Source organism: Streptococcus mitis (assembly GCF_003944325.1).
GTDB classification, from domain to species: domain Bacteria; phylum Bacillota; class Bacilli; order Lactobacillales; family Streptococcaceae; genus Streptococcus; species Streptococcus mitis_CW.
Genome location: NZ_RJPX01000009.1, coordinates 37,547 through 59,241, shown reverse-complemented (window position 1 = coordinate 59,241; position 21,695 = coordinate 37,547). Strand labels below are relative to the sequence as shown.

At 42.7% G+C, this 21,695-nt stretch carries 24 protein-coding genes; 23 read left to right on the top strand and 1 reads right to left on the bottom strand.

Annotated elements, in window-relative coordinates; all coding sequences use genetic code 11:
* The 16 genes from D8787_RS04355 to D8787_RS04280 all read left to right on the top strand — a co-directional run.
* Window positions 1-1,101, top strand: a 1,101-nt coding sequence (locus D8787_RS04355) for an LPXTG cell wall anchor domain-containing protein (protein ID WP_125421092.1), incomplete at its 5' end; no start/stop codon positions are given.
* Between the two features lie 174 nt (window positions 1,102-1,275).
* Window positions 1,276-2,406 carry a radical SAM family heme chaperone HemW gene (gene hemW, locus D8787_RS04350; protein WP_125421089.1) on the top strand — a complete coding sequence of 377 codons (1,131 nt, stop codon included), beginning with the start codon at window positions 1,276-1,278 and terminating at the stop codon, window positions 2,404-2,406.
* 4 nt (window positions 2,407-2,410) lie between these two features.
* Window positions 2,411-3,148: an acyl-[acyl-carrier-protein] thioesterase gene (locus tag D8787_RS04345; RefSeq protein ID WP_125421086.1), complete on the top strand. Its 738-nt coding sequence runs from the start codon at window positions 2,411-2,413 to the stop codon at window positions 3,146-3,148.
* A 10-nt stretch (window positions 3,149-3,158) separates the two neighbouring features.
* Window positions 3,159-3,932 carry a TIGR01457 family HAD-type hydrolase gene (locus D8787_RS04340; protein ID WP_125421083.1) on the top strand — a complete coding sequence of 258 codons (774 nt, stop codon included), beginning with the start codon at window positions 3,159-3,161 and terminating at the stop codon, window positions 3,930-3,932.
* Window positions 3,922-4,539, top strand: coding sequence for a TIGR01906 family membrane protein (locus tag D8787_RS04335; protein ID WP_125421080.1), 618 nt, complete (start codon window positions 3,922-3,924; stop codon window positions 4,537-4,539). The genes D8787_RS04340 and D8787_RS04335 overlap by 11 nt, the downstream gene beginning before the upstream one ends.
* Window positions 4,540-4,748: 209 nt before the next feature.
* The gene (locus tag D8787_RS04330) at window positions 4,749-5,150 is read left to right on the top strand and encodes a Spx/MgsR family RNA polymerase-binding regulatory protein (RefSeq protein ID WP_000631259.1); all 402 of its coding nucleotides are present in this window, start codon (window positions 4,749-4,751) and stop codon (window positions 5,148-5,150) included.
* A complete protein-coding gene (locus D8787_RS04325; RefSeq protein ID WP_125421077.1) occupies window positions 5,150-5,428 on the top strand; it encodes a UPF0223 family protein in 279 nt (92 codons plus the stop codon). The genes D8787_RS04330 and D8787_RS04325 overlap by 1 nt, the downstream gene beginning before the upstream one ends.
* The gene (locus D8787_RS04320) at window positions 5,418-6,191 is read left to right on the top strand and encodes an inositol monophosphatase family protein (protein WP_125421074.1); all 774 of its coding nucleotides are present in this window, start codon (window positions 5,418-5,420) and stop codon (window positions 6,189-6,191) included. Before D8787_RS04325 ends, D8787_RS04320 begins: the two co-directional genes overlap by 11 nt.
* Window positions 6,192-7,496, top strand: a complete 1,305-nt coding sequence (locus tag D8787_RS04315) for an RsmF rRNA methyltransferase first C-terminal domain-containing protein (RefSeq protein ID WP_125421071.1) — start codon at window positions 6,192-6,194, stop codon at window positions 7,494-7,496.
* 221 nt (window positions 7,497-7,717) lie between these two features.
* On the top strand, window positions 7,718-8,596 hold the full coding sequence (locus tag D8787_RS04310) for a phosphate ABC transporter substrate-binding protein PstS (RefSeq protein WP_125421068.1): 879 nt from the start codon (window positions 7,718-7,720) through the stop codon (window positions 8,594-8,596).
* Window positions 8,596-9,513 (top strand): phosphate ABC transporter permease subunit PstC, encoded by a 918-nt coding sequence (gene pstC / locus D8787_RS04305; RefSeq protein WP_001070903.1) that lies wholly within the window; start codon window positions 8,596-8,598, stop codon window positions 9,511-9,513. The genes D8787_RS04310 and pstC overlap by 1 nt, the downstream gene beginning before the upstream one ends.
* Window positions 9,503-10,387 (top strand): phosphate ABC transporter permease PstA, encoded by an 885-nt coding sequence (pstA, locus tag D8787_RS04300; RefSeq protein ID WP_000543046.1) that lies wholly within the window; start codon window positions 9,503-9,505, stop codon window positions 10,385-10,387. The genes pstC and pstA overlap by 11 nt, the downstream gene beginning before the upstream one ends.
* Before the next feature lie 10 nt (window positions 10,388-10,397).
* Window positions 10,398-11,201 carry a phosphate ABC transporter ATP-binding protein PstB gene (gene pstB, locus D8787_RS04295; protein ID WP_125421065.1) on the top strand — a complete coding sequence of 268 codons (804 nt, stop codon included), beginning with the start codon at window positions 10,398-10,400 and terminating at the stop codon, window positions 11,199-11,201.
* Window positions 11,202-11,213: 12 nt separating this feature from the next.
* Window positions 11,214-11,972 (top strand): phosphate ABC transporter ATP-binding protein PstB, encoded by a 759-nt coding sequence (gene pstB / locus D8787_RS04290; RefSeq protein ID WP_125421062.1) that lies wholly within the window; start codon window positions 11,214-11,216, stop codon window positions 11,970-11,972.
* Window positions 11,973-11,983: 11 nt separating this feature from the next.
* Window positions 11,984-12,637, top strand: coding sequence for a phosphate signaling complex protein PhoU (phoU, locus tag D8787_RS04285; protein ID WP_042900673.1), 654 nt, complete (start codon window positions 11,984-11,986; stop codon window positions 12,635-12,637).
* Between the two features lie 158 nt (window positions 12,638-12,795).
* Complete coding sequence (locus D8787_RS04280; protein ID WP_125421059.1) at window positions 12,796-13,611, top strand: ABC transporter substrate-binding protein; 816 nt, start codon at window positions 12,796-12,798, stop codon at window positions 13,609-13,611.
* 173 nt (window positions 13,612-13,784) lie between these two features.
* On the opposite strand, the gene D8787_RS04275 is transcribed toward D8787_RS04280, so the two are convergent.
* The gene (locus D8787_RS04275) at window positions 13,785-15,056 is read right to left on the bottom strand and encodes a PLP-dependent aminotransferase family protein (protein WP_125421056.1); all 1,272 of its coding nucleotides are present in this window, start codon (window positions 15,054-15,056) and stop codon (window positions 13,785-13,787) included.
* Window positions 15,057-15,197: 141 nt separating this feature from the next.
* Here D8787_RS04275 and budA point away from each other — a divergent pair, with 141 nt between their 5' ends.
* From budA to D8787_RS04240, 7 genes are all read left to right on the top strand, one after another.
* Complete coding sequence (gene budA, locus D8787_RS04270; RefSeq protein ID WP_125421053.1) at window positions 15,198-15,929, top strand: acetolactate decarboxylase; 732 nt, start codon at window positions 15,198-15,200, stop codon at window positions 15,927-15,929.
* A gap of 9 nt (window positions 15,930-15,938) precedes the next feature.
* Window positions 15,939-16,691, top strand: coding sequence for a YhfC family intramembrane metalloprotease (locus D8787_RS04265; protein WP_125421050.1), 753 nt, complete (start codon window positions 15,939-15,941; stop codon window positions 16,689-16,691).
* A 109-nt stretch (window positions 16,692-16,800) separates the two neighbouring features.
* Complete coding sequence (gene murB, locus D8787_RS04260) at window positions 16,801-17,706, top strand: UDP-N-acetylmuramate dehydrogenase (RefSeq protein ID WP_042900679.1); 906 nt, start codon at window positions 16,801-16,803, stop codon at window positions 17,704-17,706.
* A 159-nt stretch (window positions 17,707-17,865) separates the two neighbouring features.
* The gene (locus D8787_RS04255) at window positions 17,866-19,023 is read left to right on the top strand and encodes an ABC transporter ATP-binding protein (protein WP_016398756.1); all 1,158 of its coding nucleotides are present in this window, start codon (window positions 17,866-17,868) and stop codon (window positions 19,021-19,023) included.
* Window positions 19,004-19,810, top strand: a complete 807-nt coding sequence (locus tag D8787_RS04250) for an ABC transporter permease (RefSeq protein WP_000753805.1) — start codon at window positions 19,004-19,006, stop codon at window positions 19,808-19,810. Before D8787_RS04255 ends, D8787_RS04250 begins: the two co-directional genes overlap by 20 nt.
* Window positions 19,807-20,580: an ABC transporter permease gene (locus D8787_RS04245; protein WP_125421047.1), complete on the top strand. Its 774-nt coding sequence runs from the start codon at window positions 19,807-19,809 to the stop codon at window positions 20,578-20,580. The genes D8787_RS04250 and D8787_RS04245 overlap by 4 nt, the downstream gene beginning before the upstream one ends.
* Window positions 20,577-21,647 carry an ABC transporter substrate-binding protein gene (locus D8787_RS04240; protein ID WP_125421044.1) on the top strand — a complete coding sequence of 357 codons (1,071 nt, stop codon included), beginning with the start codon at window positions 20,577-20,579 and terminating at the stop codon, window positions 21,645-21,647. Before D8787_RS04245 ends, D8787_RS04240 begins: the two co-directional genes overlap by 4 nt.
* Window positions 21,648-21,695: the final 48 nt, after the last annotated feature.

The window sequence follows — 21,695 nt, the reverse complement described above, 5'->3', positions numbered from 1 at the left end:
AATGTGGATGTGACAGTAAGCGGCGTACCAAATGGCACAAAAGTNAAATTACCAGGTGTTAAAGGAGAGAAAGTCGTAACAGATGGCAAAGTAACATTGCCAAATGACGAATTACCAGCAACACCACAGACTGGAAAAGGAAGTGCGCAAGAAGAAGGCAAACTTCCAAAAGAAGGCACAAGTGACATCACAATTCCTAAGAAATTGGTAGAAAGTGGCACCCCAACCTTTACANTAGGAACGCAAGATCCAACAACTGGAAATGTGGACGTGACAGTAAGCGGCGTACCAAATGGCACAAAAGTGAAATTACCAGGTGTTAAAGGAGAGAAAGTCGTAACAGATGGCAAAGTAACATTGCCAAATGACGAATTACCAGCAACACCACAGACTGGAAAAGGAAGTGCGCAAGAAGAAGGCAAACTTCCAAAAGAAGGCACAAGTGACATCACAATTCCAGGTAAAATTTCAAGTTCAAAAGGTGAACCAGAAGTTCAAACAGAAACCCCAGACTACACAAATCCAATCTCGTCAAATGGGGTGGATGGAAACGGGAACTTAATAGATCCGCCAACAGTTGAATTACCAGAATTCAACGGTGGAGTGAACGGTGAACTACCTGAGCCAATCACTTTACCAGAATTAACTATTGAGGTTCGCTGGATTGATGAAGACGGAAATGTATTGAAACCATCTGTTAAGACAGGTAATGAAAAGAATGCTGAACATGGAACAATTCCAGGATATGAATTTGTAAGAACAATGATTGATGAAAATGAGTCAGTAATGACACACATTTTCAGAAAAGTAGGTTCAAATACAAATACAATTCCAGTTGCGCCAGTAACACCTGCTACTAATGGAGGTTCTGGTCAAGATACACCTGCACCTTCACCAACAACTCCAACTACAGATGCAGTTACTCCGAATGCAGATCAGGTAGATACTAAGACTACTAATGATAATGGAGCTAAATCAAATGATTCTCAAAATGTATTGCCAAATACAGGAACAGAATCAAATGCTGCTCTTGCATCTCTAGGACTTCTTGGACTATTGAGTGGATTTGGACTTGTAGCTCGCAAGAAAAAAGAAGACTAAAAATTTAGTCAGATGAACATTCATTCTTTTGTATTGTAAAGACAAACTAGATTGGTTCTGGGAATCGTGTTAGTCATAAAATACAAAGAATGATTAGATAAAAAAGCGAACAATGCTAGGATTTTGTTAAACGGAATTCTAAGTATTGTTCGCTTTTTGTGGTATAATAAGACTATGCAGAAGAAACCAACATCAGCCTATGTGCATATCCCGTTTTGTACCCAGATTTGTTATTATTGTGACTTTTCAAAAGTTTTTATCAAGAATCAGCCGGTAGATAGTTATTTGGAACATCTGTTAGAAGAGTTTCAATCTTATGATATTCAAAAGTTGTCAACCCTCTACATCGGTGGTGGCACACCAACAGCCCTGTCAGCTCCGCAACTGGAGGTGTTACTGGATGGCTTGACTAAAAATTTGGACTTGTCAGTCTTGGAAGAGTTGACCATTGAAGCCAATCCGGGTGACTTGGATGCGGACAAGATTGCTGTTTTGAAGAACTCAGCTGTCAATCGTGTTTCGCTAGGCGTGCAGACATTTGATGACAAGATGCTGAAAAAGATTGGGCGTAGTCATTTGGAGAAGGATATTTATGAAAATATCGATCGTCTGAAACTGGTTGGTTTTGACAACATCTCCATTGACTTGATTTATGCGCTGCCTGGCCAGACTATGGAGCAAGTTAAGGAAAATGTAGCTAAGGCCATTGGGTTGGATATTCCCCACATGAGTCTCTATAGCTTGATATTGGAAAATCATACGGTCTTTATGAATCGTATGCGACGAGGAAAATTGCCTCTGCCTAAGGAGGAACTGGAAGCGGAGATGTTTGAGTACATCATAACTGAGCTTGAGCGAGCTGGTTTTGAGCATTATGAGATTTCCAATTTTTCCAAACCCAGTTTTGAAAGTCGCCACAATCTCATGTACTGGGACAATGCCGAATACTATGGCATCGGTGCTGGGGCATCTGGTTATGTCAATGGTGTTCGTTATAAAAATCATGGTCCCATTCGTCATTATCTTAGTGCGGTTGAGGAAGGCAATGCTCGTATTACAGAAGAGCACCTGAGTCAAAAAGAGCAAATGGAAGAAGAAATGTTTCTGGGGCTCCGCAAGAAATCAGGGGTTTCTATAATACGATTTGAGAAAAAATTCGGACAGTCTTTTGAGGGGCTTTATGGCGAAATTGTCAGAGACTTGGTTCAACAAGGTCTCATGCAAATAGACGGTGATCGCGTGCGTATGACAAAGAGAGGTCTCTTTTTGGGAGATACTGTAGCAGAACGATTTATTTTGGAGTAGGATCATGGGCTTAACTTATCAAATGAAAATGAAAATTCCTTTTGATATGGCTGATATGAACGGTCATATCAAACTTCCAGATGTGATTTTGCTGTCCTTGCAAGTTTCAGGGATGCAGTCGATTGAACTGGGAGTTAGTGATAAAACCATTTTGGAGGACTATAATCTAGTCTGGATTATCACAGAATACGATATTGAGGTGGCTCGTTTGCCTCGTTTTGCAGAAGAAATCACTATCGAAACGGAAGCTTTGAGCTACAATCGCCTCTTTTGCTACCGTCGCTTTACTATTTATGATGAAACGGGGCAGGAGCTCATCCACATGATGGCGACCTTTGTTCTTATGGAGCGAGACAGTCGAAAAGTCCATGCTGTCGAGCCTGAGATTGTGGCTCCGTACCAGTCTGAGTTTGATAAAAAACTTATCCGTGGGCCAAAGTATGAGTCCTTGGAAGAGCCAATCAGCAAGGATTACCATGTTCGTTTTTACGATTTGGATATGAATGGCCATGTCAATAACAGTAAATACTTGGACTGGATTTTTGAGGTCATGGGAGCAGATTTTTTGACCCAGTATATTCCCAAGAAAATCAACCTCAAGTATGTCAAGGAAGTTCGACCAGGTGGGGTGATTACATCGGCTGTTGAACGGACTGGACTGGAAAGCAAGCATGAGATTACAAGCGACGGGGCTACCAATGCCCAAGCTATTATCACTTGGCAAGAAATAAAAAAGGATTAGGGTAAAATATATGAAATACAAAGGCTATTTAATTGATTTAGACGGAACCATTTATAAGGGGAAAGACAGAATTCCAGCAGGGGAGGCTTTTGTCCATGAATTGCAAAAGCGGGATATCCCCTATCTCTTTGTGACCAACAATACAACCCGCACTCCAGAGAGTGTTCAGGAGATGTTGGCTCAGAATTTTAATATCGATACGCCCTCATCTACTGTCTACACAGCGACTTTGGCAACGATCGACTATATGAATGACTTAGGACTGGAAAAGACGGTCTATGTCATTGGTGAAGCAGGGCTCAAGGAAGCCATCAAGTCGGCTGGTTATGTGGAAGACAAGGAAAATCCTGCCTATGTGGTAGTAGGTTTGGACTGGCAAGTCGACTATGAAAAATTTGCTACAGCAACTCTGGCTATCCAAAAGGGTGCCCATTTTATCGGAACCAACCCTGACCTTAACATCCCGACAGAACGCGGTCTTTTACCGGGTGCTGGTTCACTGATTACACTGCTTGAAGTGGCAACGAGAGTGAAGCCTGTTTATATTGGAAAACCAAATGCCATCATTATGAACAAGGCGGTTGAGCACTTAGGTTTGCAACGTGAAGAGTTGATTATGGTTGGGGATAACTACTTAACAGATATCCGAGCAGGGATTGACAATGGCATTCCAACGCTCTTAGTGACGACAGGTTTTACCAAGGCGGAAGAAGTAGCAGACCTGCCAATCGCACCGACACATGTGGTTTCTAGCCTTTCGGAGTGGAATTTTGATGAAAACTAAATTGACCTTTTGGGGCTCTATGCTCTTTTTCCTCTCCCTCTCAATCCTTCTGACCATCTATCTGGCTTGGATTGTTTATCCGCTGGAAATTCAGTGGCTGAACTTAACGAATCGGGTCTATTTAAAACCAGAAACTATTCAGTACAACTTTCATATCTTGATGAATTACCTGACCAATCCTTTTAGTCAGGTTCTAGATATGCCAGATTTTCGTTCGTCAGCAGCTGGTTTGCACCACTTTGCAGTGGTGAAGAATCTCTTTCACTTGGTACAGCTGGTTGCCCTAGTGACACTGCCGAGTTTCTATTTCTTTGTCAAAGGGATTGTGAAAAAGGGCTTTTTATCTCTATTCAGTAAGGGGCTTTTGACTCTAATAGTCTTGCCTTTGCTGATTGGGCTTGGGGGAGTTTTGATTGGTTTTGACCAATTCTTTACTCTTTTCCATCAAATTCTCTTTGTGGGAGATGATACTTGGCTCTTTGATCCAGCCAAGGATCCAGTTATTCTGATTTTACCAGAGACCTTCTTCCTCCATGCCTTCCTCCTCTTTTTCGCCCTCTATGAAAGCTTCTTCGGCTATCTGTATCTGAAAAGTCGTAGGAAGTGAAAGGAAAGATGTTTTTAATTTGTATATATAAAATTGTATATCATTTGAAACCATCGTTAAGAGTGAATTAACCAAATCCAATTGTGTCAATCGTTCGCAAGCAGTCTATTTTTCTTGAAAAAATAGGCTTTTTTTCTAAAAATCCCTAGTCAAGCGCTTTATTTTTTTGTATAATAGAAGTAGCAAAGTATAGATAAGAAGAGAAAAGCATGATTACACTATTTCTATCACCGAGCTGTACATCATGTCGTAAGGCTAAGGCCTGGTTAGAAAAACATAAGGTTCCCTTTGTGGAACACAATATCATGACCAGCCCTTTAACAAGAAAAGAATTGCAACACATCCTTTCCTTGACCGAAAATGGTACTGATGACATCATTTCAACTCGTTCAAAAATTTTTCAAAAATTGAATATTGATGTAGAGAGTATTTCGGTATCGGAATTGCTTCATTTAATTGAGCAGTACCCTAGTCTTTTGCGTCGTCCCATTATTATTGATGCCAAACGCATGCAGATCGGTTTTAATGAAGATGAGATTCGTGCTTTTCTCCCTCGTAGTTACCGTAAGCAAGAACTAAAAGAAGCAAGAATGAGAGCTGGTATTAGTTAATGAACAAACAGTATAGTTACCCACTAGATTTGTCGTGGAGCACTGAAGAACTTGCTTCAGTGCTTTCTTTTTTTAATGGTGTTGAAGCTGCCTATGAAGACAAGGTAGAGGCTAAAAAGCTACTGGATTCCTATAAGGGATTCAAATTGGTTGTGCCAAGCAAGAGCGAAGAGAAACGTTTGGGACGAGAATTTGAAACGGTTAGTGGCTATTCGCTTTACCGAGCGGTTCAGGTCGCCAAGGAAAAAGGGGAAGGAAAGATTTCTCTTGGAAAGTAAGTTTGAATTTGCCAAAGAGCTTGTGAAAAAAGCAGGCCAGTACATCCTTGACCATATGCAGGAAGACTTGCAGGTTGAGACCAAGTCCTCTCCGACAGACTTAGTGACCAGACTAGACAAGGAAGTTCAGGAGTTCTTGGTTAGTGAGATTTTATCCCGTTATCCTGAGGATAAGATTTGCGCTGAAGAGGGTTGTCTGCGAGCTTCGGTTCAAGAGGGCAAGGTTTGGGTCATTGATCCCATTGATGGTACCAATAACTTTGTAGCACAGCAGGAAGATTTTGCTGTCATGATGGCTTATTTTGAAAATGGTCAGGGACAGTTTGGTCTGATTTATGATGTGGTCAAAGGGGATTGTTATCACGGTGGTGGAGTCTTTCCAGTTTGTCTAAATGATAAGCCACTAGCTCCCTTTAAAGCAAAACCACTTGGAGATTTTCTCATTGCAGGAAATAGTGGTATGCTGGAAACCAATGAATGGGGGCTGGCTGATTTGAGCCGAGCGGTTCTTGGTGTTCGTGTCTATGGGAGTGCGGCCATTAGTTTTGCCAAGATTTTGTCAGGGCGTTTGTTGACCTATGTCACCTATCTGCAACCATGGGATTATGCTGCGGCTAGTATTTTAGGGGAAAGTCTGGGCTATCGGGTTGTGACTCTTTCTGGTGAAACTCCTAATTTTCAAACCAGACAGCCAGTCATGATGCTACCTCTTGAGATGCAGGAGGAAATTCAGTCCTATATTTACGAAAGGAAAAGAACTTAAATGCAATTTCCAGAAGGATTTGTTGAAAAATATGAAGAGATATTAGGAGATGAGGCAAGAGATTTTCTTGCCTCTTTTGAGGAGGAAGCGGTTTCGGCCTTTCGGGTCAATCCTTTAAAAGAAGAGCAAGTTTCCTTTCCTAATGCCATTCCTCAAACTCCTTGGGGACACTATGGGAAGGTTTCAGGGAAATCGCCTGAACATGCTACAGGTTTGGTCTATTCGCAAGAACCTGCTGCCCAGATGGTGGCTCAGGTAGCCCAACCCAATCCTGGAATGAAGGTTTTGGATTTGGCCGCTGCTCCAGGTGGTAAATCAACTCAGTTAGCAGCCTATCTAGCAGGGGAAGGGCTTCTCGTCTCCAATGAAATTTCAAGCAAACGGGCTAAGATTTTAGTTGAAAACATGGAGCGCTTTGGAGCGACAAATGTCGTGGTGACCAATGAATCTGCTGACCGCTTGGCCAAGGTTTTTAAAGGCTATTTTGACCTGATTGTCCTTGATGCTCCTTGCTCTGGGGAAGGGATGTTTCGTAAGCAACCAGATGCTATGGACTATTGGAGCTTAGATTATCCAAGTCAATGTGCTAGCTTGCAAAGAGAAATTCTAGAGGATGCGGTGACCATGTTAGCTCAAGGTGGTCGTCTGGTTTATTCGACTTGTACCTGGGCACCCGAGGAAAACGAAGAGATTGTCAATTGGCTACTGAAAGAGTATGATTTTGATTTGTTGCCAGTTGAGCATATCAATGGAATGGTAGCTGGAATTGACCTGCCAGAAACGGCTCGGATGTATCCTCATCATTTTAAGGGAGAGGGTCAGTTTGTAGCTCATTTACAATTTAAAGGTGAAAATCTAGCACCAAAATGTAAGGCAAGTAAGAGCAATCTCAGCCGTGAACAAGTTGCCTTGTGGCAGGAATTTGCTCAAAACCACTTGAAGATCAATCTAAGGGGGATCTTGCAGACTTTTGGTGACCAACTCTATCTCTTACCAGAACTCTTGCCAGATTTAGGGAAACTCAAGATTGCTCGCAATGGCCTGCATCTAGGGACCTTTAAGAAGAAACGCTTTGAGCCTAGTTTTGCTCTTGGTCTAGCCTTGAAACCGAGTCAGGTCAAGCAGTCGCTTGAAATTGACCAAGAAGCGTTTGTAAAGTATGTCGCTGGAGAAACTGTTCAGCTGGCGGAAAGTCTGCCAAATGGTTGGTACCAAGTTTTGGTTCAAGGAAATGGTTTAGGCTTTGCTAAGGTGACTGGAAATGTTTTGAAAAATTATTTTCCAAAAGGCCTCAGATTCAAGTGAAAATGCTAGTCAAAGTAGCTTGTCTATGTTATAGTGGAAGTATGGATTTTTTTCAAATTGTCTTTCATTTTCAGTCAAAATTGGTGGAGATAGTAACTAAGCAAATTTCTAGTTAAACCAGGCTAGCAACTTCAGTTGGCTCCCCATTTTCAAAAGGAAAACATCAATAAATAGTTGAAAAAATTCACAGCATTCACCATTATTTTCAAGGAGAAAAAACAGTGAAAAAAAGGAAAAAACTCGCTCTATCCCTTGCAGCTCTTTTGCTAGCAGGTTCTTTGGCGGGATGTGCTAGCTGGATTGATCGTGGAGAATCCATGACAGCTGTTGGCTCAACAGCTCTTCAGCCCTTGGTCGAAGCAGCAGCAGATGAATTCGGCTCTCTGCACGTTGGGAAAACAGTCAACGTCCAAGGTGGAGGATCTGGTACAGGTTTGTCTCAGGTTCAATCTGGAGCTGTTGATGTAGGAAATTCAGACGTATTTGCCGAGGAAAAAGACGGTATCAACGCCTCAGCCCTAGTGGACCATAAGGTAGCCGTAGCGGGCTTGGCAGTCATTGTAAATAAGGAAGTTGATGTTGAAAATCTAACAACTGAACAACTCCGTAGCATCTTCACAGGTCAAGTAACCAACTGGAAAGAGGTCGGTGGGAAAGACCTAGCCATTTCTATTATCAATCGTGCGGCAAGTTCAGGTTCGCGTGCAACCTTTGATAGTGTTGTCATGGATGGCCAATCTGCCATGCAGAGTCAAGAACAGGATTCAAATGGGATGGTCAAAAACATTGTTTCCCAGACCCCAGGAGCCATTTCTTACCTAGCCTTTGCCTATGTGGATGACTCAGTTAAACGCATGAAATTGAACGGCTATGAGCCGACTGCAGAAAATGTTACAACCAATAACTGGCCTTTGTGGTCTTACGAACACATGTACACACTAGGTCAGCCTAATGAATTGGTGGCAGAATTTCTCAACTTTGTCCTATCAGATGAAGCGCAAAGCGGAATCGTTAAGGGAATGGGCTATATTTCTGTCAAGGAAATGAAGGTTGAAAAAGATGCTGTAGGAACGGTGACAGCACTAGAAGGGAGTCACTAATGAATCAAGAAGAATTAGCTAAAAAATTACTTTCTCCCTCAAAGAACTCTCGTCTAGAGAAACTAGGAAAAGGCTTGACCTTTGCCTGTCTGTCTTTGATTGTTATCATTGTGGCCATGATTTTGATTTTTGTAGCCCAAAAAGGTTTGTCGACCTTCTTTGTCAATGGAGTTAATATCTTTGATTTCCTCTTTGGACAAACTTGGAATCCTTCAGGTAAACAATTTGGTGCCCTTCCTATGATTTTGGGTTCCTTTATTGTCACAATCCTATCAGCCCTTATCGCCACTCCTTTTGCCATTGGTGCGGCAGTCTTTATGACGGAGGTCTCACCAAAAGGTGCTAGAATCTTGCAACCAGCCATTGAATTGCTGGTCGGGATTCCTTCAGTCGTGTATGGATTTATCGGTTTGCAGGTCGTAGTTCCTTTTGTCCGCAGTGTCTTTGGTGGAACTGGTTTTGGGATTTTGTCAGGGATTTTCGTTCTCTTTGTCATGATTTTACCGACGGTAACCTTTATGACAACGGATAGCTTGCGTGCGGTGCCTCGTCACTACCGTGAAGCTAGTTTGGCTATGGGAGCCACTCGTTGGCAAACCATCTGGCGCGTGACCTTGAAGGCGGCGCGTTCAGGTATTTTCACTGCAGTGGTCTTTGGGATGGCTCGTGCCTTTGGTGAGGCCTTGGCCATTCAGATGGTGGTCGGAAACTCAGCCGTTGTCCCAACTTCATTGACAACACCTGCTGCGACCTTGACCTCTGTTTTGACCATGGGTATCGGAAATACCGTTATGGGAACAGTTGATAATAACGTTCTTTGGTCACTGGCCTTAGTCTTGCTCTTGATGAGTTTGGCCTTCAACAGTGTGATTAAATTGATTACGAAAGAAAGAGGAAAGAAAAACTATGCACGCTAAGAAATTAGATAAAATTGCAACAGCTGTCCTCTACTCGATTGCAGGAATTATCGTTGCCATCTTGGCATCCTTGATTCTTTATATCTTGGTTCGTGGTTTGCCCCACATCTCTTGGTCTTTCTTGACTGGCAAATCATCTTCTTACCAAGCAGGTGGTGGGATTGGAATTCAGCTCTATAATTCCTTCTTCCTCTTGGTTATTACCTTGATTATCTCTGTGCCTTTATCTATGGGGGCTGGGATTTTCCTAGCTGAATACGCCAAAAAAGGTCCTGTGACCAACTTTGTCAGAACCTGTATTGAAATCTTGTCTTCACTGCCATCAGTGGTTGTGGGTCTCTTTGGTTACTTGATCTTTGTAGTTCAGTTTGAGTATGGATTTTCAATCATTTCAGGTGCCTTGGCCTTGACAGTCTTTAACTTACCTCAGATGACTCGAAATGTTGAGGATAGCTTGAAACACGTTCACCATACGCAGCGTGAAGCTGGATTGGCTCTAGGGATTTCTCGTTGGGAGACTGTGGTCCATGTGGTCATTCCAGAAGCCCTTCCAGGTATTGTGACTGGGGTTGTCTTGGCCTCTGGTCGTATCTTTGGTGAGGCGGCTGCTTTGATTTACACAGCAGGACAATCCGCTCCAGCTCTTGACTGGTCTAACTGGAATATTCTCAGTGTAACCAGCCCAATCTCTATCTTCCGTCAAGCAGAAACCTTGGCTGTCCACATCTGGAAAGTCAATAGCGAAGGAACTATTCCTGATGGTACAATCGTATCAGCAGGTTCTGCAGCCGTGCTCCTCATCTTTATCCTTATCTTTAACTTTGGAGCCCGTAAACTCGGAAGCTACCTACATAAGAAATTAACCGCTGCCTAAAGGAGAAGCCATGTCAAAATATAATTGGGATGAAAAGCATATCATCACCTTTCCTGAAGAGAAAGTGGCCCTCTCTACCAAGGATTTACATGTTTACTACGGTAAAAATGAATCCATCAAGGGCATCGATATGCAATTTGAAAAAAATAAAATTACAGCCTTAATTGGCCCTTCTGGTTCAGGGAAATCAACCTACCTCCGTAGTCTCAACCGTATGAATGATACCATTGATATTGCAAAGGTTACAGGTCAAATTCTTTATCAAGGGATTGACGTCAACCGTCCAGAAATCAATGTCTATGAGATGCGTAAGCACATCGGAATGGTCTTCCAACGACCAAATCCCTTTGCTAAGTCTATTTATCGCAACATCACTTTTGCCCATGAACGTGCAGGAGTTAAGGACAAGCAAGTCTTGGATGAAATTGTGGAAACCTCTCTTCGTCAGGCGGCCCTTTGGAATCAGGTTAAAGACGATTTGCACAAGTCAGCCTTAACCCTATCAGGTGGTCAGCAACAACGTCTTTGTATCGCGCGTGCTATCTCTGTTAAACCAGATATCCTCTTGATGGATGAGCCTGCGTCAGCCTTGGATCCCATTGCAACAGCCCAGCTGGAAGAAACCATGTTGGAATTGAAAAAGGACTTTACTATCATCATCGTGACCCACAGTATGCAGCAAGCTGCGCGTGCTAGTGATTACACAGGATTTTTCTACTTGGGTGACTTGATCGAGTACGATAAGACCTCTAATATTTTCCAAAATGCCAAACTACAGTCAACCAATGACTATGTAACAGGACACTTTGGATAGAAAGGAAACAGTATGACAGAAGCGATTTTACAGGTGTCAGACCTGTCTGTTTACTANAATCAAAAGAAGGCCTTGAATAGTGTTTCCCTATCTTTCCAACCTAAGGAAATTACAGCCTTGATTGGTCCATCTGGATCAGGAAAGTCAACCCTTCTTAAGGCTATCAATCGTATGGGGGACCTCAATCCAGAGGTGACTACAACTGGTTCGGTGGTTTACAACGGCCACAACATTTACAGCCCACGTACAGATACAGTTGAATTACGTAAGGAAATCGGTATGGTTTTCCAACAACCCAATCCCTTCCCTATGTCTATCTACGAAAATGTTGTTTACGGACTACGTATCAATGGAGTCAAGGATAAACAAGTCCTTGATGAAGCAGTAGAAAAAGCCTTGCAACGAGCTTCTATCTGGGATGAGGTTAAGGACCGCCTACATGATTCAGCAATTGGCCTTTCAGGCGGACAACAACAACGTGTCTGTGTTGCTCGTGTCTTGGCAACCAGTCCTAAAATCATTCTTTTGGATGAACCGACTTCAGCCTTGGACCCTATTTCGGCTGGTAAGATTGAGGAAACCTTGTATGGTTTAAAAGATAAATACACCATGCTCTTGGTAACGCGTTCCATGCAACAAGCCTCTCGTATCTCTGATAAGACAGGATTTTTCCTAGATGGAGATTTGATTGAGTTTAATGATACCAAGAAGATGTTCCTAAACCCACAACACAAGGAAACAGAAGATTATATTTCAGGAAAATTTGGATAAGGAGATAAAAGATGTTACGTTCTCAATTTGAGGAAGATTTAGAGAAATTGCACAACCAGTTCTATGCTATGGGACAGGAAGTGCTATCCCAAATCAATCGTACAGTACGTGCCTTTGTTACGCATGACCGTGATTTGGCCAAGGAAGTCATCGAAGATGATGCAGAAGTAAACGAATACGAAGTAAAATTGGAGAAGAAATCATTTGAAATGATTGCTCTTCAACAACCCGTTTCTCAGGACTTGCGTACTGTTTTGACAGTCTTGAAGGCTGTGTCTGACTTGGAACGTATGGGTGACCATGCTGTTTCTATTGCTAAAGCGGCAATTCGTATGAAGGGCGAACAACGCATCCCAGCTGTTGAAGAAGAAATCAAGAGGATGGGTCGCGATGTCAAGAATTTCGTCGAAGCAGCCCTTGAGCTCTATCTGAATGGTTCAGTAGACCAGGCCTATGAAGTAGCAGCCATGGACGAAAAAATCAACCAATACTTTGATAGCATTCGTGACTTGGCTACAGAAGAAATCAAGAAAAATCCAGATGCCATTGTTACAGGTCGTGATTACTTTCAAGTAATTGCCTTCTTAGAACGTATTGGAGATTATGCTAAGAATATCTGTGAATGGGTTGTTTACTTTGAAACAGGTAAGATTGTGGAACTATAAAATAGATTCATTCTGTATAAAAAGGAGCTTAAAATCAACTGATAGCTCCTTTTTTGAATGAAAAAAATATTTTTAAGATAAAAATTCAAAAAAAACACTTGACAAGCACCTTGGATAGAGTTATAATTATACAAAATTAACAGAGAGGTTGTTTATTTATGAAATCAAAAAAATGGATATTTGTTTTATGTAGTTTTCTTGCAAGTTTCTTCTTAGTGGCTTGCCAGTCGGGTTCTAATGAGTCTCAGTCAGCTGTTGAGGCCATTAAGCAAAAGGGGAAATTAGTTGTGGCGACCAGTCCTGACTATGCACCTTTTGAATTCCAATCCTTAGTTGACGGAAAAAACCAGGTAGTCGGTGCGGATATTGATATGGCCCAAGCTATCGCTGATGAACTTGGGGTGAAGTTGGAAATTTCAAGCATGAGTTTTGATAATGTCTTGACTAGTCTTCAAACTGGTAAGGCTGACCTAGCTGTCGCAGGAATTAGCGCTACTGATGAGAGAAAAGAAGTCTTTGATTTTTCAATCCCTTACTATGAAAACAAGATTAGTTTCTTGGTTCGTAAGGCTGATGTAGAAAAATACAAGGATTTAACTAGCCTTGAAAGTGCTAATATTGCAGCCCAAAAAGGGACTGTTCCAGAATCTATGGTCAAGGAACAATTGCCAAAAGCTCAATTAACTTCCCTAACCAATATGGGTGAAGCAGTTAATGAATTGCAGGCTGGAAAAGTTGATGCTGTTCACATGGATGAGCCTGTTGCGCTTAGCTATGCTGCTAAAAATGCAGACCTAGCTGTCGCAACTGTCAGCTTGAAAATGAAGGATGGCGAAGCTAATGCAGTTGCCCTTAGAAAAAATAGTGCAGATTTGAAAGAAGTGGTGGACAAGGTCATCCAAAAACTCAAGGATGACGGTACCTACCAAAGCTATCTTGAAAAAGCGGCAACCTTAACAGAAGTTGAAGAATAATACTCAATGAAAATCAAAGAGCAAACTAGGAAGCTAGCCGCAAGCTGCTCAAAGCACTGCTTTGAGGTTGTAGATAAGACTGACGAAGTCAGTTGCATATATCTACGGTAAGGCGACGCTGACGTGGTTTGAAGAGATTTTCGAAGAGTATAAGAAAAAAGCAGAGTTGGAAGTCAATCCAATTCTGCTTTTAAATAGTTTAAAACATTTTCAAGGTTCTCTAAGGACACCTTGGCAAATTGATAAGGGCAGGCATCCAAGTAAGCCTCCTCAAAGAAGTCCAATTTCAGCTGACTGTGTTTGAGACTAGCAATTTTAGGATACTGTCTCAGGTCTAGTAATAAACCATCGTGTAGGGGAAAGTGAGGGAGGGGACAAGGAGTTGTGATTAAACTTTTCTCGAGTTGTTTTTGGTAAGTTTCCTGATTGGACAAGCGAGCTAGACGATTTTTCTCAAACAGTTGACTGTCAATATAGAGTGACAGGGCCTTTTGCATGATGAGGTTGCTGTCGTAGTCTAGGATATTTTTGTAGGCCACAAAGGCTGCCTTGATAGCATTTGGAAGGATGAGTGCCGTAATCCGCAGGGCTGGAAAGAGGCTGGTTGAGAAGGACTTGATGTAAATGATCCGCTCCTCTGTATCTAGATAGTGGAAAGTCTGGCCCTTCTTGGAGTCCAAATCCCCCAGATAGTCGTCCTCTACGATATAGACTCCATATTTGGTAGCTAAGTCAAGAATAGCCCGTTTGTCCTGCTCAGAATAGGAATGCCCCAGAGGATAGTGAAAGCGAGGAATGGTATAGAAAAACTTAATTTTTCCTGTTTTGAAGTGACCTTCCAGCTCCTCCAAGTCAATCCCATCAATGCCTCGTTCAATCGTTTGATAGTCTAATCCTTGAGCAATCAAGAGGCGATTCATCCGATGGTAGGTCGGCTGTTCCACCAAGATTTCCTTGGCTTGGCTAGGAAAGGATATTTGAGAAAGGATAAAAAGGGCTTGTTGGGTTCCAGAAGTCAGTACAAGTTGATCAGCCTTGCAGTAGAGGGCTTGGTCAAAGAGCAGTTTATGAATGGATTGTCTTAAGTCTTCTAAACCTTCTTGATTGTCATAGTAGTTGAAGAGGTAGTTTTCTCGGCCAATCAAGGTTTCATTGATACAGAGTCGGAAATCGTCATAGGCACTGGCATGTTCATCAGTGACTTCGATTTCTAGATCCTGGTGTTGCCCTTGTTCTAGGACATAGTAACCACTCTGGGGCTTGGCATAGAGGTATTGTTCGTACCGTAATTCCAGCAGGGCTCGTTGGACAGTATCCTTGCTACAGTGAAAGTCAAGGCTCAGTTGACGGATAGAAGGCAGGCGGCTACCCGTCGGAAAGCGTCCAGACTCGATACCTTTTTTCAGATAGGAAACGACCTCTTGGTACTTGCTTTGTTTCTTCATTCCAGACCTCCCTTGATTTTGTTACATTGTACCCTTTTTTTTCCTTCTTGGCAATGTCTAGAGTGTTTCTCTCGTTCACATCTAGGGGCAAATGTGGTATACTTAGGAGTAACATTTATAGAATAACAGACAAGAAAGAGAATGGATAAGAACGTGCAGGAACCAGTGAAATTATTTCAATACAATACCCTTGGAGCTTTGATGGCTGGCCTTTATGGTGGGACCATGACAGTAGGAGAATTGCTAGAGCATGGTGACCTTGGTTTGGGAACCTTGGATTCCATTGATGGGGAGTTGATTGTCTTGGATGGCAGGGCCTATCAGGCTAAAGGGTCAGGAGACCAGCCAGAAATTGTGGAAGTGTCACCAGATGCGCTTATTCCTTACGCAGCAGTGGTACCGCATCAGGCAGAGGTCATTTTCCGCCAGCGCTTTGAGATGACAGATAAGGAATTGGAAGAACGAATCGAGTCTTATTATGACGGGGAAAATCTTTTTCGCTCTATCAAGATTCGTGGAGAATTTTCGCATATGCATGTGCGCATGATTCCCAAGTCTACACCAGATACCAAGTTTGCTGAGGTCGCAACTCGCCAACCAGAATATAGTCGTGAAAATGTGGCGGGGACCATCGTTGGTTTCTGGACCCCAGAGATTTTCCATGGGGTTAGTGTGGCAGGCTACCATCTGCACTTCATCTCAGATGATTTGACCTTCGGTGGACATGTCATGGACTTTATCATCAAGGAAGGCATTATCGAGGTAGGAGCAGTTGACCAGTTGGACCAACGTTTCCCAGTCCAAGATCGTCAATACTTGTTTGCTAAGTTCAATGTTGAAGAGATGAGAAAAGATATTGAAAAGGCAGAATAGGAGACGAAAATGACCACTCATATTATCATTACCATGGTGCTGTTGCTGGCTCTCTTGCTAGGAAGCATTTGGTATGCCAAAAAGAAATATCAGATCAATCTAGCTGTCTTGGGCTTGGGGACTGTCGCTTTCTTTGTTTCTTCACAGATTTTGGAAAAACTGGTGCATATCTTGGTTTTACATCCTCAAAAAGACGGTAGCATTGCCCTCTTGCAAGACCATCCGCTTGTCTATATCCTCTATGGACTAGCCATGGCAGCATTTTTTGAGGAAACAGCTCGCCTTATTTTCTTCAAATGGTTGGAGAAAAAGAGAAGTTTGGAAAAGGCAGATGCCTTGGCTTATGGGTTAGGTCATGGTGGCTTGGAATTGATTTTCTTAGGTCTTACCAGTCTCTTCAATCTTTACATCGTGCTTTCGGCAGTTCAAACTCAGAATCCACAGGTCATGCAATTGCTGTCTGAAAATATGTTGAAAACTATTCAGTCGCTATCTGTATGGCAGATTTATTTGCTTGGTTTTGAGAGAATCTTGGCGCTAGGTTTCCAATTACTCTTGACTGTTTGGGTTTACCAAGCTGTTCGCCAGAAGAAATGGATTTATCTCCTAGCAGCCTATGGTCTACATGCCTTCTTTGACTTAGCTCCATCTTTAGCCCAAGTTGGCTGGTTGACCAATCCAGTCTTGGTGGAAGTTGTCCTAGCACTGGAACTCGTTCTGGTTACCTATGTAACCAAGGCAATCTTTTGCAAGAAATCATAAGAAAAAGAGGGAAACCTCTTTTTCTGTGCAAAAACCAAGGTCTTTTTATGGTCGTCAAATGTCTCTAAAAATGGTATAATGGAATGAATTTTGAAAAAGGAAGAGTAACATGACAGTAAGAGAAAAAATGCTTGAAATCTTAGAAGGGATTGATATCCGTTTTAAGGAACCCTTGCATAGCTATAGTTATACAAAAGTAGGTGGAGAGGCTGATTATCTGGTCTTTCCACGAAATCGTTTTGAGTTGGCTCGTGTTGTCAGATTTGCCAATCAAGAAAATATCCCTTGGATGGTTCTTGGAAATGCCAGCAACATTATCGTTCGTGACGGTGGGATTCGTGGATTTGTCATCTTGTGTGACAAGCTCAATAATGTTTCAGTTGATGGCTATACCATTGAAGCAGAAGCTGGTGCCAACTTGATTGAAACAACTCGCATTGCCCTTCGTCATAGTTTGACTGGTTTTGAGTTTGCTTGTGGTATTCCAGGGAGCATCGGTGGTGCTGTCTTTATGAATGCGGGTGCCTATGGTGGCGAGATTGCCCACATCTTGCAGTCTTGTAAGGTCTTGACTAAGGACGGAGAAATCGAAACCCTGTCTGCCAAAGATTTGGCTTTTGGTTACCGCCACTCAGCTATTCAGGAGTCTGGTGCAGTTGTCTTGTCAGCTAAATTTGCCCTTGCTCCAGGAAGCCATCAGGTTATCAAGCAAGAAATGGACCGCTTGACGCATCTACGTGAACTCAAGCAACCTTTAGAATATCCATCTTGTGGTTCGGTCTTTAAGCGTCCAGTAGGGCATTTTGCAGGTCAATTAATTTCAGAAGCTGGCTTGAAAGGCTATCGTATCGGTGGTGTTGAAGTGTCTGAAAAGCACGCAGGATTTATGATCAATGTCGCAGATGGAACGGCCAAAGACTACGAAGACTTGATTGAGTCTGTGATTGAAAAAGTCAAGGAACACTCTGGCGTTACTCTTGAGAGAGAGGTCCGTATTTTAGGTGAAAGCAAGTAGGAAGCTGTAGTTTAAAAGCTGCTGCTATGTCATGGAAAGGGGGTGAAAGCCTATCGTCAGTGCAGAAGAATGTAGGCAGTTCAATCTCCTACACGAGGTAGTAGCGGTCTGACAGAGCCCTGATCTGTTAATCTATGAAAAAGAAGGAATAAATGACAATTGAAAAAACCAATTATTGAATTCAAAAACGTCTCTAAAGTTTTTGAAGACAGCAACACCAAGGTTCTCAAAGACATCAACTTTGAGTTGGAAGAAGGGAAATTCTACACTCTTCTAGGCGCATCTGGTTCAGGGAAATCAACTATCCTTAACATCATTGCAGGTTTACTGGATGCGACGACAGGAGATATTTTGCTGGACGGTGTCCGTATCAATGACATTCCAACCAACAAGCGAGACGTCCATACAGTCTTCCAATCCTATGCCTTGTTTCCACATATGAATGTGTTTGAAAATGTTGCCTTTCCACTTCGCTTGCGTAAAATTGATAAGAAAGAAATCGAGCAGCGTGTAGCAGAAGTTCTCAAGATGGTTCAGTTGGAAGGTTATGAGAAGCGTTCCATCCGAAAACTCTCTGGAGGACAACGCCAGCGTGTGGCTATTGCTCGTGCCATCATCAACCAACCCCGTGTGGTTTTGTTGGACGAGCCTTTATCAGCGCTGGACTTGAAATTAAGAACAGATATGCAGTATGAACTGCGTGAACTACAACAACGATTGGGCATTACCTTTGTCTTTGTCACTCACGATCAGGAAGAAGCGCTGGCCATGAGTGACTGGATTTTCGTTATGAATGATGGCGAGATTGTCCAGTCTGGAACACCTGTGGATATCTACGATGAGCCGATTAACCATTTTGTTGCGACCTTTATCGGTGAGTCAAATATCTTGTCAGGTACCATGATTGAGGACTACTTGGTTGAGTTTAACGGCAAACGCTTCGAAGCGGTCGATGGTGGGATGAAGCCAAATGAACCTGTTGAGGTCGTGATTCGTCCAGAGGACTTGCGTATTACCCTTCCTGAAGAAGGCAAGCTCCAAGTTAAGGTGGATACCCAGCTCTTCCGTGGGGTTCACTACGAAATTATCGCCTATGACGAGCTTGGAAATGAATGGATGATCCACTCAACTCGTAAGGCTATCGTGGGTGAGGAAATCGGTCTGGACTTTGAACCAGAAGACATCCACATCATGCGCCTCAACGAAACCGAAGAAGAGTTCGATGCTCGTATCGAAGAGTACGTAGAAATCGAAGAGCAAGAAGCAGGTCTGATCAATGCAATCGAGGAGGAAAGAGATGAAGAAAACAAGCTCTAAACTCTTTGTAGTGCCCTACATGCTCTGGATTGCCCTCTTTGTTCTCGCACCCTTGGTCTTGATTTTCGGACAATCCTTTTTCAACATTGAAGGCCAATTCAGTTTAGAAAATTATAAATCCTACTTTGCGTCACAAAACTTGACCTATCTAAAGATGAGTTTCAACTCAGTGCTTTATGCAGGAATTGTGACCTTGGTAACCCTCCTCATCAGCTATCCGACAGCCCTCTTTTTGACTCGTCTCAAGCACCGTCAACTCTGGCTTATGCTGATTATCTTGCCGACATGGATTAACCTGCTCCTCAAGGCCTATGCCTTTATCGGGATTTTTGGTCAGAATGGCTCTATTAACCAATTCTTGGAATTTATCGGAATTGGTTCGCAACAGTTGCTCTTTACCGATTTCTCCTTTATCTTTGTCGCAAGCTACATCGAGCTTCCATTTATGATATTGCCAATCTTTAATGTCTTGGATGATATGGACAACAATCTCATCAATGCCAGCTATGACCTCGGTGCGACCAAGTGGGAAACCTTCCGTCATGTCATCTTCCCTCTATCGATGAATGGAGTGCGAAGTGGGGTTCAGTCGGTCTTTATCCCAAGTTTGAGTCTCTTCATGCTGACCCGTTTGATTGGTGGGAACCGCGTTATCACCTTGGGGACAGCCATTGAGCAAAACTTCCTGACCAATGACAACTACGGTATGGGTTCAACCATCGGTGTGATTCTCATCCTGACCATGTTCATCACCATGTGGGTGACTAAGGAAAGGAGAGAACGATGAAAAAATTTGCCAACCTTTATCTGGGACTGGTCTTTCTTGTCCTCTACCTGCCTATTTTTTATCTGATTGGCTACGCCTTTAATTCAGGTAACGACATGAACAGCTTTACAGGATTCAGCTTGAGCCATTTTAAAATCATGTTTGGTGATAGTCGCCTTATGTTGATTGTGACTCAGACCTTTTTCTTGGCTTTTCTATCAGCCTTGATTGCGACCATCATCGGGACTTTTGGTGCCATTTACATCTACCAGTCTCGTAAGAAATACCAAGAAGCCTTTCTATCACTCAATAATATCCTCATGGTTGCGCCTGACGTTATGATTGGTGCCAGCTTCTTGATTCTCTTTACTCAACTCAAGTTTTCACTTGGCTTTTTGACTGTTCTATCTAGTCACGTGGCCTTCTCGATTCCTATCGTGGTCTTGATGGTCTTGCCTCGACTCAAGGAAATGAACGGCGACATGATTCATGCGGCTTACGACTTGGGAGCTAGTCAATTTCAGATGTTCAAGGAAATCATGCTTCCTTACCTGACTCCGTCTATCATTGCAGGTTACTTCATGGCCTTCACCTATTCGCTAGATGACTTTGCCGTGACCTTCTTTGTAACGGGAAATGGTTTCTCAACCCTGTCAGTCGAGATTTATTCTCGTGCTCGCAAGGGGATTTCCCTAGAAATCAATGCCCTGTCTGCTCTTGTTTTTCTCTTTAGTATTATCCTAGTGGTTGGATATTACTTTATCTCACGTGAGAAGGAGGAGCAAGCATGAAAAAACTCTATTCATTTTTAGCAGGAATTGCTGCGATTATCCTGGTCTTGTGGGGAATTGCGACTCATCTAGATAGTAAAATCAATAGCCGAGATAGTCAAAAACTGGTTATCTACAACTGGGGTGACTATATCGATCCAGAACTCTTGGAGCAATTCACAGAAGAAACAGGAATCCAAGTCCAGTATGAGACCTTTGACTCCAACGAAGCCATGTATACCAAGATCAAGCAGGGTGGAACGACCTACGATATTGCCATCCCTAGTGAGTACATGATTAACAAGATGAAGGACGAAGACCTCTTGGTATCGCTTGACTATTCAAAACTTGAAGGTCTTGAAAATATCGGACCAGAGTTCCTCAACCAATCCTTTGACCCAGGCAATAAATTCTCTATCCCTTACTTCTGGGGTACCTTGGGAATTGTCTACAATGAAACCATGGTAGATGAGGCACCTGAGCATTGGGACGACCTCTGGAAGCCAGAGTATAAGAACTCTATCATGCTCTTTGATGGAGCGCGTGAGGTATTGGGACTCGGGCTTAACTCGCTTGGTTACAGCCTCAACTCAAAGGATCCACAGCAGTTGGAAGAGACAGTAGACAAACTCTACAAATTGACTCCAAATATCAAGGCTATCGTTGCGGACGAGATGAAGGGCTACATGATTCAGAATAACGCTGCTATCGGCGTGACCTTCTCTGGTGAAGCCAGCCAAATGCTAGAAAAAAACGAAAATCTACGCTATGTGGTACCGACAGAAGCCAGCAACCTTTGGTTTGACAATATGGTCATTCCCAAAACAGTCAAAAACCAGGACGCAGCCTATGCCTTTATCAACTTTATGTTGAAACCCGAAAATGCTCTTAAAAATGCAGAGTATGTCGGCTATTCAACACCAAACCTACCAGCTAAGGAATTGCTCCCAGAGGAGAAAAAAGAAGACAAGGCCTTCTATCCAGATGCTGAAACCATGAAACACCTAGAAGTTTATGAGAAATTTGACCATAAATGGACAGGCAAATATAGCGACCTCTTCCTACAGTTTAAAATGTATCGGAAGTAGAACGTATGAAAACGGATCAGTCAGCTGGTTCGTTTTTCTTTTTAAAAA